Raw genomic sequence first — 16,402 nt, forward strand, 5'->3', positions numbered from 1 at the left:
CGGCACAGCTCCGGGCAACAGAGAAAATGGCGGCCGGGGTTCCGCGGCCCGCCCGGCAGGTCCGGTGGCACCGCGGCTGCGCCAACAGGCCGGAACCATCGGCGGGGTGCGCGTTCAGCAGCTGGCCATCATCGAACTCGCCGCGGCCCTGGTACTGGTGGGCTGGTCGATCCACCCGGCCGCACTGACCGCGGCCATCGTGATCGCGGCGATTCTGGTCATTTTCGCGCTCGGCCGGCGGCGGAGGATTCCGCTGCCGGAATGGATCACCACCGTGCGCGCCATGAAGCGCCGCGGCAAGGAGAGCGCCGCCGCCCTCGCGGCCACGCAGGGCGTCGACCCGGCGATCGCCCCGGTGGTGGAGTGCGAACCGGCGCTGCGGACCTATGAGTTCACGACCGAATCGGATCAGCGCGCCATCGGGTTCGTCGGCGACGGCACGTTCCTGACCGCCATCGTCCAGGTGGACGCCCGCGACGAGCCGCTGCGGCCGCAGCGCGGCAGCCACATGCTGCCGCTCGAGGTGCTGCACACCGCGCTCGACATCGAGGACATCCACCTGGAGTCGGTGCAGTTCGTCCAGTACACCCAGCCCGCACCCGCCCCGCATCTGCCCGAACAGGCCGTCGCGGCCCGCTCGTACGCGCCGCTGCAGGCCCAGTCGCAGACCCCGGGTCTGCAGTTGACCTGGATCGCGCTCAAGCTCGACCCCGAGCTGTGCGCGGAGGCGATCGAGGCCCGCGGCGGCGGGGTGGAGGGCGCCGAGCGTTCACTGCTGCGCGCTGCCGACCAGCTCGTCAGCCGGCTGACCGCGCACGGGGTGCGCGCCAAGGTGCTCGCCGAGCGCGAGGTCGTGGCCGCGATCGGTACCGCGGTGTGCGTCAGCCCGCGGGCCGCCAACGGTGCGATGGGGCGCGACGGCCGGGCGGCCCGGCGCACCCAGGAGACGACCCGGGCGATGCGCTGCGACGACCGGTGGCACTCCACGTACTGGATCAGCCGGTGGCCCCAACTGGGCGAGGGCGGTGCGCCGCTGGCGGCCGTCACCCAGCTGCTGACCAGCACCAGGGCGATGGCCAGCACCTTCGCGCTGACCGCCACCCACGGCGGCGGCCGCGCCCCGGCGATCTCGGGTTACATCCGTCTTTCCACCCGCAGCGAGAACGAACTCTCCGCCGCACAGAGCGAGTTGGAGCGTCGTTCCGGTTCCGTGAAGGTCGGCCTCGTACGGCTCGACCGGGAACAGCTGCCCGGCCTGCTGGCCACGCTTCCCCTCGGAGGTACCCGCTGATGGCCTCTCCCACCTATCAGCCCCGTGTCAACACCAGCGGCAACGGCTGGCGCAATCCCCCTCTCGGCGGCGACGCCGGCGGCCGTCGGCTCTCCCACCAGCCGCGCCCGGACGAGGACCAGTCGGGGCCGACCGGTCCGAAGCCGCGGCCCGGTTACGGCCTGCGCGGTCCGCGGCGCAGCCCGCATGTGCTGACGGCCGAATCGCTCGCCTCACTGACCCTGCCGGTCGGCGACGACGGCGTGATCATCGGCATCGACCCGCAGAACCAGCCCGCCGTACTGAGCCTGCTGCGGCCCGCGCCGATGGAGATCGCGCTCGTCGGCAGCATGTGGATGGCGCAGGTACTGGCGCTGCGTACGGTCGCCATCGGCGCCCGGGTCGCGGTCGAGACGGCGCGTCCGCAGGCCTGGGGCCAGATGGCGCAGGCCGCGGGCGGCGGACAGCAGTGCGTGTCCGTCCACGACGTACGCCAGATCGCGCCCCAGGGGCCGTCGGTTTCCAGCCCCGTGCTGGTCGTACGGGACATGGGCGCACGCCCGCCGCGCAATCAGCTCGCCCCGAGCCCCTGGCAGTCGGTGCTGACCGTGCTGCCGTTCCTCGGACCGCGGTCGCCGCAGATGCTCGGCCGCGCCGATCTGGTCGGTCTGCAGCGGCTTTCGCCCGAGGAGGCGGACGTTGTGACACGAATCATGCGGCTGCCGGAGCAGGTCGGCGCGGTGCTGCCGACGCTCAGCGACAACGCCATGCTGTGGTGCTCGCGCGATGGCCACCAGTTCGTCATGACGCAGCCCACGGAGGCCGAGACCAACCTGCTCGGCGGGCCACGCCGGATGGACTGACCGTCATTGCGGGCCGGTAGCCCGCGGAGCGCTGTGTGCAGCGCGTCCGCAACCGGCCGCGGGGCACGACTTACGGGCGCATCCACGGGTGCGCCCGTAAGTGTGCCGAACGGTATGAAGACGACATGACATCGACTGCCGTTATGGGCCGACTCTTGATTAGGCTGTGTGGGAGAGCCGCAGGAGCACAGCACGACGGCAGTCGATACGGGGATGGAGACAGTTAGTGTTGGCGCAACCCCGGGTGGTGTGTTCCGACTTCCGCTACATCCGATCGATCCGCCTGTATCCGGTCCTGCCGTTCAGGTGCGTTGCAGTACACCAGGAGGCACAGTGAACGAGCAGGAGGCTTTCCGTCCGGACGGAAACGATCCTGACGACGACCAGTCCGAGTTCGACCTGACCGGTGAGTTCAAGATCGATTTCGCCGCACCGGCCTGGTACGCGAGCAACGACACCAGCGGTGGCGGCACCGGTGCCACCGCTTCGTCCGCGGCTCCTCCTGCGTCTTCGCCCGCCACTCCGACCGCCGGGGCCCAGCCCCCCGTCGGGCCGCCCCTGGGCCAGCCGCTTCCCGGGCCCGCGGAGGCCGCACCGCCGGGATTCCCGACGCTGCGCCCCCAGGAAACGGGCAATGACGCCCCGGCCGCCGCCGCTCCCCCGGCCACGCCGGAGGTGCCCGCGGAGGCCGCACCAGCCGCGAACGAGGGGGCCGGTACCGGTAATCAGCGCTCGGGCACGGGCGTCGATCCCTCGGTCTCCCTCTGGGGCGACGACGACGATGACACGGAGCCGGAGGCGCAGAACGCGTCCGAACCCGAGGTCGCGCCCACCGACGCGGCACCGCAGCCGGAGACCTCGGCTGCGCCCGCCCCCGTCGAGGACGGTGCACCGGACGCCGAGGCCGCGATTCCCGCACAGCCCGCGCCCGAGGCCGCCACGCAGGGCGCACAGCCCGCACCGGCCCAGCCGCAGCCGCAGCAGGGCGTGCCCCAGCAGGGCGTGCCCGTGCAGGGTGTTCCGCAGCAGCAGGAGGTTCCCCAGCAGACGGCCCCGCAGCAGCAGGACGTTCCGCAGCAGGCGACGCCGCACCAGGCAACTCCGCAGCAGACCCCCCAGCAGGGCGTTCCGCAGCAAGGAGTTCCTCAGCAGGGCGCTCCTTGGGGCGCAGCGGCGGAGGGTCAGCAGCAGGGTGTGCCCGGACAGGGCACGCTGCCGCCGCTGCCCCCGGAGTACCAGCCCGCGGACCCGCGGACGGCGCAGGCACAGGCCCAGACCCAGGCCGCTCAGCAGCCGCAGCAGGGCCAGCAGCAGGCACCGGCCCAGCAGCAGGCGCAGCCGCAACCGCAGGCCCAGCAGCCGCAGGCCGGGTACGCACAGGGGCAGCCCACACAGCAGGCCGGCTACCCGCAGCATCAGCAGGGGGCGCCCGCGCAGCAACAGCAACAGCCCGCGTACGGCTACCCGCAGCCCGCGTACGGCTACCCCCAGCAGGCCCAGCCGCAACCGCAGCCGCAGGCTCAGCAGCAACCCCATGCGGCCGCGCAGCAGTCGGCTTACGGCTACCCGCAGACCGGTGCGCAGGGCTATCCGCAGCAAGGCCAGGCGCAGTCCGGTTACGCCCAGCAGCAGGCCGCCCAGCAGGCGGCGCAGGCTCAGGCCGCCCAGGCGCAGGCCCAGGCCCAGGCTCAGGCGGCGCAGGCCCAACAAGCCCAGCAGGCGCAGCAAGCACACCAGGCCCAGCAGGCCCAGCAAGCGCAACAGGCTCAAGCGCAGCAGGCCCAGGCCCAGCAAGCGCAGCAGTACCAGCCGCTGCCCGGTCAGCAGACCGGCGACCCGAACGCCGCGGCCAACTACGCGTCGTACTCCCAGCCGGGACAGCAGCAGCCGCAGCAGCGGGCCGCTCCCGGCGCACCGCTCGGCTACAGCGCTGCCGTCGAGCTGACCTCTGACCGGCTGCTGCGCAACCAGCCCAAGAAGCGCAAGCCGGGCGCCAATGCCCAGCCGTCCAAGTTCAAGCTGGGCGCGAAGAAGGAAGAGGCGGAGCGGCAGCGCAAGCTGGAGCTGATCCGTACGCCGGTGATGTCCTGTTACCGGATCGCGGTGATCAGCCTCAAGGGCGGTGTCGGCAAGACCACCACGACCACCGCACTGGGCTCCACGCTCGCGTCCGAGCGGCAGGACAAGATCCTGGCGATCGACGCGAACCCGGACGCCGGCACGCTCGGCCGACGGGTGCGCCGCGAGACCGGTGCGACCATCCGTGACCTGGTGCAGGCGATCCCGCATCTGCACAGCTACATGGACATCCGCCGGTTCACCTCGCAGGCCCCCTCGGGCCTGGAGATCCTCGCCAACGACGTCGACCCGGCCGTCTCGACGACCTTCAACGACGATGACTACCGGCGGGCGATCGATGTCCTCGGCAAGCAGTACCCGGTCATCCTCACCGACTCGGGAACCGGTCTGCTCTACAGCGCGATGCGCGGAGTGCTCGACCTCGCCGACCAGTTGATCATCATCTCCACCCCGTCCGTGGACGGTGCGAGCAGTGCGAGCACCACCCTGGACTGGCTGTCCGCGCACGGCTACGCCGACCTGGTCCAGCGCGGCATCACGGTCATCTCGGGTGTCCGTGAGACCGGCAAGATGATCAAGATCGATGACATCGTGTCGCACTTCGAGACCCGTTGCCGCGGTGTCGTGGTCGTCCCCTTCGACGAGCATCTCGCCGCCGGTGCCGAGGTCGACCTCGACATGATGCGGCCCAAGACCCGCGAGGCGTACTTCAACCTCTCCGCCCTGGTGGCCGAGGACTTCGCGCGGGCGCAGCAGGCGCAGGGCATGTACCCGCAGCAGCAGATGGGCGGGGATCCGTACGCCCAGCAGCAGATGGGTGGCGACCCGTACGCGCAGCAGCAGTACCCCCAGCAGGGCCAGCCGCAGCAGCCGCAACAGGGCCAGCCGCCGGCCGGCTACCCGCCGCAGCAGGGTGGCTGGACCCAGCAGCCACAGCAGGGCCAGCCGCCGGCTCACTGGCAGCAGCAACAGCCCGCTCCGGACGCACCGCAGCCGGACGGGCCCGGTCTGGCGCCGGGGTGGCAGCAGCAGCCGCCTCCGCAGTGAGACAGGCGTAGCGCAAAACGGGGCGGGGCCCGGCACTTGTGAAGTGCCGGGCCCCGCCCCTTATCACGTCATCCCCCGGTCGAGTGAACCGATCCCAGCCGAACTCCACCTGCTATCAGCCGAGTTGGGACGGCGCGACCGCTGGATTCGCCCACCCCGAAGCTGCCGCACCTCACCTCCTACACCCGCCCACCCCCCGAAGGGGGGTGGGCGGCGGGGAAAAACCTGGCGGGGGGCACGGGGAGCGTGGGGGGCATGGGGGGCATGGGGGCATGGGGGGCATGGGGGAAGTAAGGCGGCAGCCCCCCCGGAAGAACGGCAGCAAGGAACACCCCAGACGCAACGGAACACCCCAGCAAGGGAACAGCCCCAGAAGCAAAGGAAACACCCAGAGGCAGGAGAATCAGGGAGGGAACAACCCCAGCCGAGGGAACAACCCAGCCCCTGCCCTCACCCCGCCGCCGCGATCAGCCCCCGCGCCAGCTTCACGTCGACCGCCATCCGCTCCAACAGGGCGTCCAGCGTGTCGAACTTCTCCTGGCCGCGGATGTAGGCGAGGAAGTCCACCCCGACGTGCAGGCCGTACAGGTCCAGGCCGACGCGGTCGATGGCGTATGCCTCGACGGTGCGCGTCTTGCCGTCGAACTGCGGGTTGGTGCCGACCGAGATGGCCGCGGGCATCGCCTCGCCCTCCACCTGCAGCAGCCCCGCGTAGACACCGTCGGCCGGGATCGCGGTGTGCGGCAGGGTCTCCACATTGGCCGTCGGGAAGCCCAGTTCACGGCCGCGCTGGGCACCGCGTACGACGACGCCCTCGACGCGGTGCGGCCGGCCGAGGACCTCCATCGCCCCGGCCACATCGCCCTCGGCGACCAGCCGGCGGGTGAGCGTGGAGGAGAACGGCTCGCCGCCGCCCGCCGCACCGCGCTCGAAGAGGTCGATGACCTCCACGGTGTAGTCGTAGGTGGTCCCGAGCTCGGCGAGGGTGTCGACATTGCCGGTCGCCTTGTGCCCGAAGCGGAAGTTGGGGCCCTCGACGACGACCTGCGCATGCAGCTTGTCGACCAGCACCTTGACCACGAAGTCGGCCGGGGACAGCTTCGAGAACTCCTTGGTGAACGGGAGGATCAGCACCGCGTCCACCCCCAGCCCGGCCATCAGCTCCGCGCGCCGGTGGTGCGGCGCCAGCAGCGGCGGGTGGGTGCCGGGCCGCACGACCTCGCTCGGGTGCGGGTCGAAGGTGACGACCACCGCGGGAATCCCCAGCTCACGGGCGCGCGCGACGGCCTTGCCGATGATCAATTGGTGGCCGCGGTGCACTCCGTCGTACGAGCCGATGGTGACGACGCTGCGCCCCCAGCCCTCGGGGATGTCCTCCAAGCCACGCCAGCGCTGCACTGTGCCCGCTCCTCGCCCGAACCCTTGTCCGTCCATTGCGCCACGTCGGCATGGCGCAGGTCTAAGACTGCCATGCCGTGGGTGGTGCTCCGCGCGAAGGGTGGCTCAGGGCAGCCGTTCACGGCCGGTCCGCGGGACGGCCGGCAGGTGCGAGCCGGTGCGTCCACGCGGGCCGGGCGGCATGTCCGGCCCGCCCGCCCGCCGGTCAGCCGAGGGACCCGGCGAGCGTGGCGCGGGCGCCGGGACCCACCACTGCCGCCCACTCCCCCGGCTCGTCCGCCACCCAGTCCTGCACCCGCCGCGCGAAGCCGGGCACCCGCCGCCCCAGCTCCACCAGCCGCCGGTCGAAGCAGGCCGCGCCCTCGGGCGTACGGGCCAGCAGCATCCCGGTGCGGTGCACCAGCTCCCGGGTGCGCTCGGCCGGCCGCCGCTCCGCTCCCTCCGCTGCCGCCTGCAACAGCGCCTCCAGCACCCGGGTGTCCCGCCCGGTCTCCTCGTACCCGCTGTGCGGCGCCGCGTACGACGCCTCCTGCGTCAGCAGCACCTCCAGCAGCTCACGGCGCAGCGGGGCCGAGTCGCCGGAACCGACCTCAGCCACCACCGCAGCGAGCGCGCACCGGATGGGTACGGGGTATCCGGTCAGCAGCTCGGCGGCGAGCGGGCGGAGCGCCGCGCGGGCGGCCGGTCCGCGTTCGAGACGGCGCTCGACGAACTCCGCGACCGGCCGCGCGGCGCGGTCCGGGCAGTGCCGGGCACAGTCGCGGACGAGACCGTCGATACGGGCGGCGAGCACCGGCTCCTCGGTGCGGGCGAGCATCCGCAGCAGCCCGGCGGCCACCGGCGGACCGGCGCCGCCGACCAGCCGGGCCCGGAAGGCGTCCAGCACCGGCCCGGGATGGTCGGTGAGGGCGGCCCGGAACGCCGTGGGCGGCAGCTGTGGATCCCCCGCCACGAAGCGGGCCAGTGCCCGGTCCAGGAAGCGCGCGCGGGTGGCCGGGTCGCCGATCAACAGGGCGAGCGCGGAGCCGTGGTGGGCGCTGTCGGCGGTCCGGGCCAGGAGGCAGAGGGCGGCGTAGCGCAGCAGGGCGCGGTCGGCTGCGGCGGTGACGTACGGAGCGGCCCGCAGGCCGTATGACGCGGCGGCGGCCCGGCGCTCGGGGCGTTTGTCGTGCGCCCAGCGGTCCACGGCCCGGCACACCGCCGCCGGATCGTCCTCGGCGAGCGCGTCCATCAGCTCGTCGCCCTTGGGGTGCGCGGCCTCCACCAGCGCCTCCGTGAGCGCGTCGAGCGCCGGTCGGCGGTGGGTGTGCAACAGGGCCTGCGCGGCGGCGGCCACGGTGATCTCGCGGGGCAGGGCACTGCGAGCCGGGCCGCCGGCCTCGTCGCCACCGGGGCGTTGCAGCGGGCGGGAATCGTCGAACCAGGCGCACAGCAGCGGCTGCATCCGCTCCGGGTCCGCGCACAGCAGCTCGGCCGCGGCGTCGAGGAAGCGCGAGGAACGCGGTGCGCCGGCCTCGGCCATGGACGCTCCGGCGGCCCCGTCCTCGCCGGACGGTCCGTCGCCGGTGTCCGCAGCGGGGGTGGGGCGGGGCGCTCCGGCCGGGTGCGTCCGGCCCCGCGAGGTCTCACCGTCCCACCGGCCGGCGGACGGGTCATCGGCGGGATGGACACGTACGCGCGGGGGTGGGGCGAAGGCGCGGCCGGGACACGGCCCGCCGTCGGGCGGCACGGGATCGCCCGACGACGGATCACCCGGCGACGGACCGGACGACGCCAAGCCGGAGGAAGACGAGCCGGACGATGACGGACCGGACGACGCCAGACCGGACGATGACGGGCCGGACGACGAGAGTCCGGACGGAGGAGCGACGGCGGCGGACGATGACGAGGACAAGGATGACCGGCTGCGCGGCACCGACGGGCCGCCCGGCGCACCGGCCGTGGCGTCCGCCGCGCCGGGCCGCTCCCCGCCACCCGGCGCCCGGCCCGACTCGCACCGCACCCGGCCCGCCCCGGCCGGTGGCCCGTCGGCCGGCAGCAGGCGGCGCAGCAGATCCATCCGGTCCTCGTCCGGCAGCGCCAGCCGCTCCCAGAACCACGGCCCGAAGGTCTCCAGCCCGGTGTGCGTGAAACCGCCCGCCCGGAGCGACCGTTCGGTGATCCGGTCGGCGAGCAGCCGCAGCACGCCCGTGTACGGCCTCGCATCGGGGACCCGGAGCAGCACCCCGGAGAGCACGCGGGCGGCCCACCAGCGGCCGTCCACGGCGTGCGGGGCCGGTGTACCGGCGGCGGGGGCGGTCGCCATCGGCACCAACTCCGCCAGCCGGAAGGTCAGTTGTACCGAGCCCTCCCGGGCGGCGAGCCGCAGCAGCGCCTGTACGACCGGCCCGGCGCGGTGTCCGGGGACGGGCAGCAGATCGAGGTCGACATGGGCGCCCTGCAGCCACTCCGCGAACTCCTCGTGCGCGAAGCGGTATCCCGCGCCCGCCGGGACCAGCAGCCCCTCGGTGAGCACCGCGGAGGCCCAGCCGGCCGCCCGCGGAAACACCTCCTCGAAGGACGTACGGTCCAGCGCGCCCGAACCGGGGCCGAGACAGCGGCGGGCCGCCTCGTGCACCTGGCCGGCGACCTGGGCGGCCAGCCTGCGTACGGCGGTGCCGCGCAGCACGGGCCGGTGCGCGGCCGCGATCCGTACGGCGATGCGCAGGCACACCAGGTCCAGGTAGGCGTCGAAGATCTGGTGGCGGTCCGGAGTGCCGATGCCGGTGTCCCGTCCGGACGTGTCCCCCTTGGGCAGCGCCGCCCGGACCTCCGCGAGCAGCCGCAGGGCCAGCGGATGGCGGGCGTCCGGCGCGGCCGGTGTGCCGGGTGTCAGACCGTAGCGGGCGCGGGCGCGCTCCGCCGCCTCCTGGGGAAGGTCTCCGAGCTCCACACAGGCGGGCAGCGCGGGCACCGGACGGTGCGGGCGGTGCAGCAGGCCGGGCGGGAAGAGCGCACCGGCCCGCTCCCAGTACTCGGGACGGCAGGCGATCACCAGCCGCACCCCGGCCGTACCGAGCCAGTCGGCCGTCGCCCCGGTCCACTCGGCCAGCCGCCGCAGCAGGCCCGTCGGCATCTCCTCCGGCCCGTCGAGCAGCACGAGCAGCGGACATCCGGCCGCGGCCGCCGCGCACGCCACGCCCTGCGCCGTGATGTCCGCCGGATCACCGGCCGTACGGCCCGCGTCGGCGACGGTCCGGCCCGCGGAGCGCAGCGCGCGCTCGACCGCGCTGCGGACGCCGTCGTCGCCGGGCCGCAGCTGCGCACCGCGCAGCCAGACGGTCGGCGCGGGGGCCGGGCCCTGCGCCCGGCGGCCGGCCAGCCCGGCCAGCTCGGTGCTCCGCCCGGTCCCCGGCTCCCCCACCAGTGCCAGGACGTGTGCACCCGCTGCCCCGCCGTCCCCGAAGCGTGTGAACTCCGCCGCCACGTCCGGCCGTTCGACCGGCTCGCGCCACAGTCGTGGCCGCGCGGCGGAGCCCAGCGCCACCTCGGTGAGGTGCTGCGCGCCGGCCTGGTTCAGCTCGCTGCCGTAGGCCGGTACCTGCGCCGCATTGCGCTCCAGCAGTGCGGCGAGCGGGCCGCGCGGCGCGGCCTCGGCGACCGCGCGCAGCGGGATCGCGAAGCCGTCCGCCCGGCGCCCGGGGGTCTGCCCCGCCCGGACGGCGCCGGGGGCCTGGGGGTGCAGCGCGGTGCCGAGGACCCCGAGCACCACGCCCGTCCGTGCGTCCAGCACCGGTCCGCCGACCGCGGGACCGCCCAGCCGCAACGCCTCCCGGCCGCCCGCGCAGAGGCCGAGTTCCAGCGTTTCGTCGAGCAGATGGACGCGCGCTGTGGCCGTGTACATCACCCCGGAGCCCGGGCCGACGACCGTGCCGTCCAGCCAGCCGCCCGCCCAGAGCCGGGCGCGGGTGCCCGGGGCCGGCCGGCCCGTGGCGAGGGGGAGCGGCGCGAGCCGGTGCGGCCCGAAACTGTCGGTCCGTACGAGAGCGAGCCCGGCCTCCGGAAGGGGCGTGATCGCATCGGCCGCCACCAGGCAGGTCCATCCGCCGCCCCCGGCCGCACCCCCGCCCGCGCCGTCCGCCATGGGCTGCAGCACCAGCTGCGCCGCGCCGTCCACCGCTTCGTGGCTGGTGACCACGGTGCCGTCGTGGTCCGCAAGGAAGCCCGTACCCCGCGTCCGACCTGCCAGATCGCGGATACGCACCAGTGCCACGTCCGCATCGGCATCCAGCAATGCCATCGCCGGTCCTCTCGCCCTGTCCCGTCCTCCGAACGGTAAGCAGGCGGTGATCGCCCCGACAGGGACCGCTGCCAACGCGCCCCCGTCCACTCCTTGATTCACTCCGAGCGCCTCACCGAATGAGTGAATGGCCGGAACCTGTCGGAGCGGAGGGAGGAGAGGAGGGTGGCGCGCGGGCCGGCGCCGGTACCGGTTGCGGCGGCACACGCATGTCCCCGCCGCCGGGTGGCCTCCGGTGCCCCGTGTGCAGCCATGCAGAAGGCCGGGTCCGGAGCGTGTCTCCACGCTCCGGACCCGGCCCTCGATGTCGGGCCACGAGCCCTTCCTAGACCGCGAACACCGCCAGGCTCTTGGCCTTCCCGCCCTGGTTCTCCACCAGCGCCAGGAACCGGCCGTCCGGCCCGAACGCCGCGACCGGGCCGGAGCCCTCGAAGCGCGGCATCGGGATCCGCGCCCCGTTGAGCAGCAGCCGCGCCTGCGGCTCGGCGACATCCCAGCGGGTGAACGCCGCGGCTGCCGCGTCGCCGAGCGGCATGACCGGCAGGCCCTCGCCCTCGGTGTCGTCCACCGCGGCCTGGAGCTGTTCGAGCGTGCGCGCCCGGTCCAGCTTGTACGGGCCGACGCGGGTGCGGCGCAGCGCGGTCAGATGGCCGCCGACGCCGAGCCCGGCCCCAAGATCGCGGGCCAGCGCGCGGATGTACGTACCGGACGAGCACTCGACGGAGACCAGCAGATCGGTCACCGGGGTGCCGTCCTCGGCCTCGGCCTCGTGGGCGGAGTGCACCACGAACGAGGAGACGGTCACCGGGCGGGCCGGGATCTCCACGTCCTCGCCCTCACGGACCCGCGAGTACGAACGCTTGCCGTTGATCTTGATGGCGCTGACCTTCGACGGGACCTGCATGATCGCGCCGGACAGCTCGGCGACGCCCGCGTCGATGTCCTCACGAGCGAGGCCGTGCGCCGGCTTCGACGCGGTGATCTCGCCCTCGGCGTCATCGGTGACGGTCGTCTGGCCGAGCCGGATCGTGCCGACGTACTCCTTCTCCGTCAGCGCGAGATGGCCCAGCAGCTTGGTGGCCCGCTCGATGCCCAGGACGAGTACGCCCGTCGCCATCGGGTCGAGGGTGCCGGCGTGCCCGACCCGGCGGGTGCGCGCCATACCGCGCATCTTCGCCACCACGTCGTGCGAAGTGAAGCCGGACGGCTTGTCGACGATGACGAGCCCGCCCGGCTTGTTGCTCTCACGCTTCATTCTGCCGCGGTGCCCTCGTCGTCCTCGTCCTCGCCCGGCTTGCGGTACGGATCGGCCTCACCGGCGTACTGCGCGCCCGAGGAGACCTCGCGCACCTTGGCGTCCGAGGCCCGTGCCTTGTCGAGCAGGTCCTCGATGGTCTTGGCGGTCTCCGGCAGGGCGTCCGCCACGAACGCCAGGGTCGGCGTGAACTTCGTGCCGGCGGCCGCGCCGACCGCGGAACGCAGGATGCCCTTGGCGCTCTCCAGTCCGGCGGCGGCGCTGGCGCGGTCCTCATCATCCCCGTAGACCGTGTAGAAGACCGTAGCCTCCCGCAGGTCGCCGGTGACCCGGGTGTCCGTGATGGTCACATGCGAACCGAGCCGCGGGTCCTTGATACCGCGCTGCAGCTTCTGGGCGACCACCTCCCGGATGAGGTCCGCCAGCTTCTTCGCCCGCGCATTGTCGGCCACTGGTCCGTCTCCTTCTTTCTTCCACAATTGTGCTTCCGCCGGCGGCGGGATGCCTGGTCATCAGGTCAGTCGTCGTCGCCGTGCAGCCGTCGGCGTACCGACAGCAACTCCACTTCGGGCCGTGCGGCGACCAGGCGCTCGCAGCGGTCCATGACATCGGTGAGATGCCCCGTGTCCCCGGACACCACCGCCAGGCCGATCCTGGCCCTGCGGTACAGATCCTGGTCCCCGACCTCCGCGACGCTCACCGCGTATTTGCGGTGCAACTCGGCGACGATCGGGCGGACGACGGAGCGCTTCTCCTTCAGCGACCGTACGTCGCCGAGAAGCAGGTCAAAGGACAGTGTCCCTACGTACATGCAAGACGGGTCAAGCCACCCGCGGGGCCCTGGGGTCACCGCCCGGCGTCCGCCGGAGGGTCATTTCGAACCGTACACGGAACGGCCGGGGCCGATCGACGGAAATTTCTCCGCCGACCGGCCCCGGCCGGCCGCCCGCCCGTCGCGCGGCCACCACCCCGGGTGGACCGCGCTACGCGCGGGCTGCTGCACGATCAGCCGCGCGGCTTCTCGCGCATCTCGTACGTCGCGATGACGTCGTCGATCTTGATGTCGTTGAAGTTTCCGAGGTTGATACCGCCCTCGAAGCCTTCGCGGATCTCGGTGACGTCGTCCTTGAAGCGGCGCAGACCCTGGATGTTGAGGTCCTCCGCGACCACCTTGCCGTCGCGGATGAGGCGCGCCTTGGTGTTGCGCTTGACCTCGCCGGAGCGGATGAGCACACCCGCGATGTTGCCGAGCTTGGACGAGCGGAAGATCTCGCGGATCTCCGCGGTACCGAGCTCGACCTCCTCGTACTCCGGCTTGAGCATGCCCTTGAGGGCCGCCTCGATCTCCTCGATCGCCTGGTAGATGACCGAGTAGTACCGGACGTCGACGCCCTCGCGCTCGGCCATCTGCGTCGCACGGCCTTCGGCGCGGACGTTGAAGCCGATGACGATCGCGTCGGAGCCGGACGCCAGGTTGATGTCCGTCTCGGTGACCGCACCGACGCCGCGGTGCAGCACCCGGATGTCGACCTCTTCGCCGACGTCGAGCTGGAGCAGCGAGGACTCCAGGGCCTCGACGGAACCAGAAGCGTCACCCTTGATGATGAGGTTGAGCTGCTGGACCTCGCCGGCCTTGAGCACCTTGTCCAGGTCCTCGAGGGACACCCGGCGGGTGCGCTTGGCGAAGGCGGCGTTGCGCTCGCGCGCCGCGCGCTTCTCGGCGATCTGACGGGCCGTACGGTCCTCGTCGACGACCAGGAAGTTGTCGCCGGCGCCCGGGACGTTGGTCAGACCCAGGACCAGGACGGGGGTCGACGGACCCGCTTCCTCGACGTTGTTGCCCTTGTCGTCGAACATCGCACGGACCCGGCCGTACGCGTCGCCGACCACCATCGTCTCGCCGACGCGCAGCGTGCCGCGCTGGACCAGGACGGTCGCCACGGCGCCGCGGCCACGGTCGAGGTGAGCCTCGATCGCGATGCCCTGCGCGTCCTGCTCCGCGTTGGCGCGCAGGTCGAGCGAGGCGTCCGCGGTCAGAACGACGGCCTCGAGCAGCTGCTCGATGTTCAGACCCTCACGGGCGGAGATGTCGACGAACATGGTGTCGCCGCCGTACTCCTCGGCCACCAGACCGAACTCGGTGAGCTGGCCGCGCACCTTGGTCGGGTCGGCGCCCTCGACGTCGATCTTGTTGACCGCGACCACGATCGGCACCTCGGCCGCCTTGGCGTGGTTCAGGGCCTCGATCGTCTGCGGCATGACACCGTCGTTGGCCGCCACCACGAGGATCGCGATGTCGGTCGACTTGGCACCACGGGCACGCATGGCGGTGAACGCCTCGTGACCCGGGGTGTCGATGAAGGTGATCCGACGCTCTTCGTCGTTGACCTCGGTCGCGACCTGGTAGGCACCGATGTGCTGGGTGATGCCGCCGGCCTCGCCCGCGATGACGTTCGTCTTGCGGATCGCGTCGAGCAGTCGCGTCTTACCGTGGTCGACGTGACCCATGACGGTCACCACCGGCGGACGCGCGACGAGCATGTCCTCGCCGCCCTCGTTCTCACCGAAGTCGATGTCGAAGGACTCGAGCAGCTCGCGGTCCTCCTCCTCCGGGCTGACGATCTCGACGACGTAGTTCATCTCTTCGGCGAGCAGCTGCAGCGTCTCGTCGGAGACCGACTGGGTCGCCGTGACCATCTCACCCAGGTTCAGCATGACCTGGACCAGCGACGCCGGGTTGGCGTTGATCTTCTCGGCGAAGTCCGTCAGCGAGGCACCACGCGACAGGCGAACCGTCGCGCCGTTGCCGCGCGGCAGCATGATGCCGCCCACCGACGGGGCCTGCATGGCCTCGTACTCCTGACGCCTCTGCCGCTTCGACTTGCGGCCACGGCGCGCCGGACCGCCGGGACGGCCGAACGCACCCTGCGTGCCACCACGGCCACCAGGACCGCCGGGACGGCCACCGAAGCCGGGACGGCCGCCGAAGCCGCCGCCACCACCGGGACCGCCGCCACCGGGACGACCGGCGAAACCGCCGCCGCCACCCGGACGACCGCCGCCACCACCGGGACGGCCGGCGAAGCCGCCGCCACCACCGGGACGACCGCCGCCACCACCGGGACGACCGGCGCCGCCGGGACCACGGCCACCGCCACCGCCGGGGCCCGGACGCGGGCCGGCAGCGGGACGCTGCGGCATCATGCCCGGGTTCGGACGGTTACCGCCGCCACCACCGGGACGCGGAGCGCCACCGGGGGCCGCACCCTGCGGACGGGGCATACCGCCGGGGGTCGGACGCGCGCCGCCCTGGCCGCCCTGGGGACGGGGGCCACCCTGGCCGCCGCCCTGCGGACGCGGGCCGCCGGGACCACCCTGGCCGCCGGGACGCGGAGCGCCACCGGGACGGGGAGCCTGCGGACGGGCCATGCCCGTGGAGCCACCGGACGTGAAGGGGTTGTTGCCCGGACGGGGGCCGGACGGACGGCCGCCGGGACGCGGGCCCGGACGCTCGCCACCGGGACGCGGAGCGTTACCGCGGCCCTGACCACCCTGGCCGCCCTGACCACCCTGGCCGGACGCCGGACGGGCCGGACGCGGGGCGGGGGCACCGGGACGGGGAGCCGACTGGCCGGCGGCGGGAGCGGCCGGCGCGGACGGCGGAGCCTGGAACTCGGGCTGCGCGGGGGCGGCCGGAGCGGGCTTGGGTGCCGGAGCCTTCGGGGCCGGCGTGGGCCGCGGGCCCGGGGTGGGGCCGGCGGCGGGAGTGCTCTTGGGAGCCACCGGGGCCTCGGGGGCCTTCGGTGCCTCGGGGGCTGCCGGAGCCGCGGGGCCCGGCTTGGGGGCGCCCGGCTTCGGGGCAGCAGGACGCGCCGCCTGCGCCGGGGAGGGCGCGGACGGCTTCGCGGGGGCCGACTTCCGCGGCGCCGCGGGCTTACCGGCGGCGCGGCCATTGCCGCTGCCTGCCTGGAAAGCGTCGGTCAACTTGCGAACAACCGGCGCCTCGATCGTCGAGGACGCCGAACGGACGAATTCACCAAGTTCTTGGAGCTTGGCCATGACGACCTTGCTCTCAACGCCGAACTCCTTGGCGAGTTCGTATACCCGGACCTTAGCCACTTCGCTCCTTCTAGGTCCGGGTTTGTCCACCGGACCGTCGCTACTTCATGGGCGTACTCATCGCGTACTCATCGAGTGCTCATCGCAATCTC

At 73.2% G+C, this 16,402-nt stretch carries 9 protein-coding genes; 3 read left to right on the top strand and 6 right to left on the bottom strand.

The genetic code is table 11. From position 1 onward, the window contains the following. Window positions 1–106 precede the first annotated feature (106 nt). The 3 genes from eccE to SLV14N_RS10775 all read left to right on the top strand — a co-directional run bounded on the left by eccE (window position 107) and on the right by SLV14N_RS10775 (window position 5,259). Window positions 107–1,291, top strand: a complete 1,185-nt coding sequence (gene eccE / locus SLV14N_RS10765; protein ID WP_259670232.1) for a type VII secretion protein EccE — start codon at window positions 107–109, stop codon at window positions 1,289–1,291. Further along, window positions 1,291–2,133, top strand: a complete 843-nt coding sequence (locus SLV14N_RS10770; RefSeq protein ID WP_208680747.1) for a hypothetical protein — start codon at window positions 1,291–1,293, stop codon at window positions 2,131–2,133. Before eccE ends, SLV14N_RS10770 begins: the two co-directional genes overlap by 1 nt. Before the next feature lie 333 nt (window positions 2,134–2,466). Further along, window positions 2,467–5,259 carry an SCO5717 family growth-regulating ATPase gene (locus SLV14N_RS10775; protein ID WP_263269173.1) on the top strand — a complete coding sequence of 931 codons (2,793 nt, stop codon included), beginning with the start codon at window positions 2,467–2,469 and terminating at the stop codon, window positions 5,257–5,259. 450 nt (window positions 5,260–5,709) lie between these two features. Here SLV14N_RS10775 and SLV14N_RS10780 read toward each other — a convergent pair whose 3' ends face one another. From SLV14N_RS10780 to infB, 6 genes are all read right to left on the bottom strand, one after another. Further along, entirely contained in the window at window positions 5,710–6,657 is a 948-nt protein-coding gene (locus SLV14N_RS10780) for a bifunctional riboflavin kinase/FAD synthetase (RefSeq protein ID WP_208680749.1), read from the bottom strand. A 205-nt stretch (window positions 6,658–6,862) separates the two neighbouring features. Next, window positions 6,863–10,936, bottom strand: coding sequence for a serine protease (locus tag SLV14N_RS10785; protein ID WP_263269175.1), 4,074 nt, complete (start codon window positions 10,934–10,936; stop codon window positions 6,863–6,865). 325 nt (window positions 10,937–11,261) lie between these two features. Next, entirely contained in the window at window positions 11,262–12,191 is a 930-nt protein-coding gene (truB, locus tag SLV14N_RS10790) for a tRNA pseudouridine(55) synthase TruB (protein WP_262042533.1), read from the bottom strand. After that, window positions 12,188–12,643 carry a 30S ribosome-binding factor RbfA gene (rbfA, locus tag SLV14N_RS10795; RefSeq protein WP_018093375.1) on the bottom strand — a complete coding sequence of 152 codons (456 nt, stop codon included), beginning with the start codon at window positions 12,641–12,643 and terminating at the stop codon, window positions 12,188–12,190. Before rbfA ends, truB begins: the two co-directional genes overlap by 4 nt. 65 nt (window positions 12,644–12,708) lie before the next feature. After that, window positions 12,709–13,002, bottom strand: coding sequence for a DUF503 domain-containing protein (locus SLV14N_RS10800; protein ID WP_208680752.1), 294 nt, complete (start codon window positions 13,000–13,002; stop codon window positions 12,709–12,711). Between the two features lie 194 nt (window positions 13,003–13,196). Further along, on the bottom strand, window positions 13,197–16,310 hold the full coding sequence (infB, locus tag SLV14N_RS10805; RefSeq protein ID WP_093645242.1) for a translation initiation factor IF-2: 3,114 nt from the start codon (window positions 16,308–16,310) through the stop codon (window positions 13,197–13,199). Window positions 16,311–16,402 lie beyond the last annotated feature (92 nt).

The sequence above is a fragment of the Streptomyces sp. Je 1-4 4N24 genome, from assembly GCF_026239515.1.
Classification (GTDB): Bacteria; Actinomycetota; Actinomycetes; order Streptomycetales; family Streptomycetaceae; genus Streptomyces; species Streptomyces nigrescens.

Coding starts and splice junctions, on each gene's coding strand:
- SLV14N_RS10770 (WP_208680747.1), top strand. CDS start 1,291: ATGGCCTCTCCCACCTATCAGCCCCGTGTCAACACCAGCGGCAACGGC.
- SLV14N_RS10785 (WP_263269175.1), bottom strand. CDS start 10,936: ATGGCATTGCTGGATGCCGATGCGGACGTGGCACTGGTGCGTATCCGC.
- truB (WP_262042533.1), bottom strand. CDS start 12,191: ATGAAGCGTGAGAGCAACAAGCCGGGCGGGCTCGTCATCGTCGACAAG.
- SLV14N_RS10800 (WP_208680752.1), bottom strand. CDS start 13,002: ATGTACGTAGGGACACTGTCCTTTGACCTGCTTCTCGGCGACGTACGG.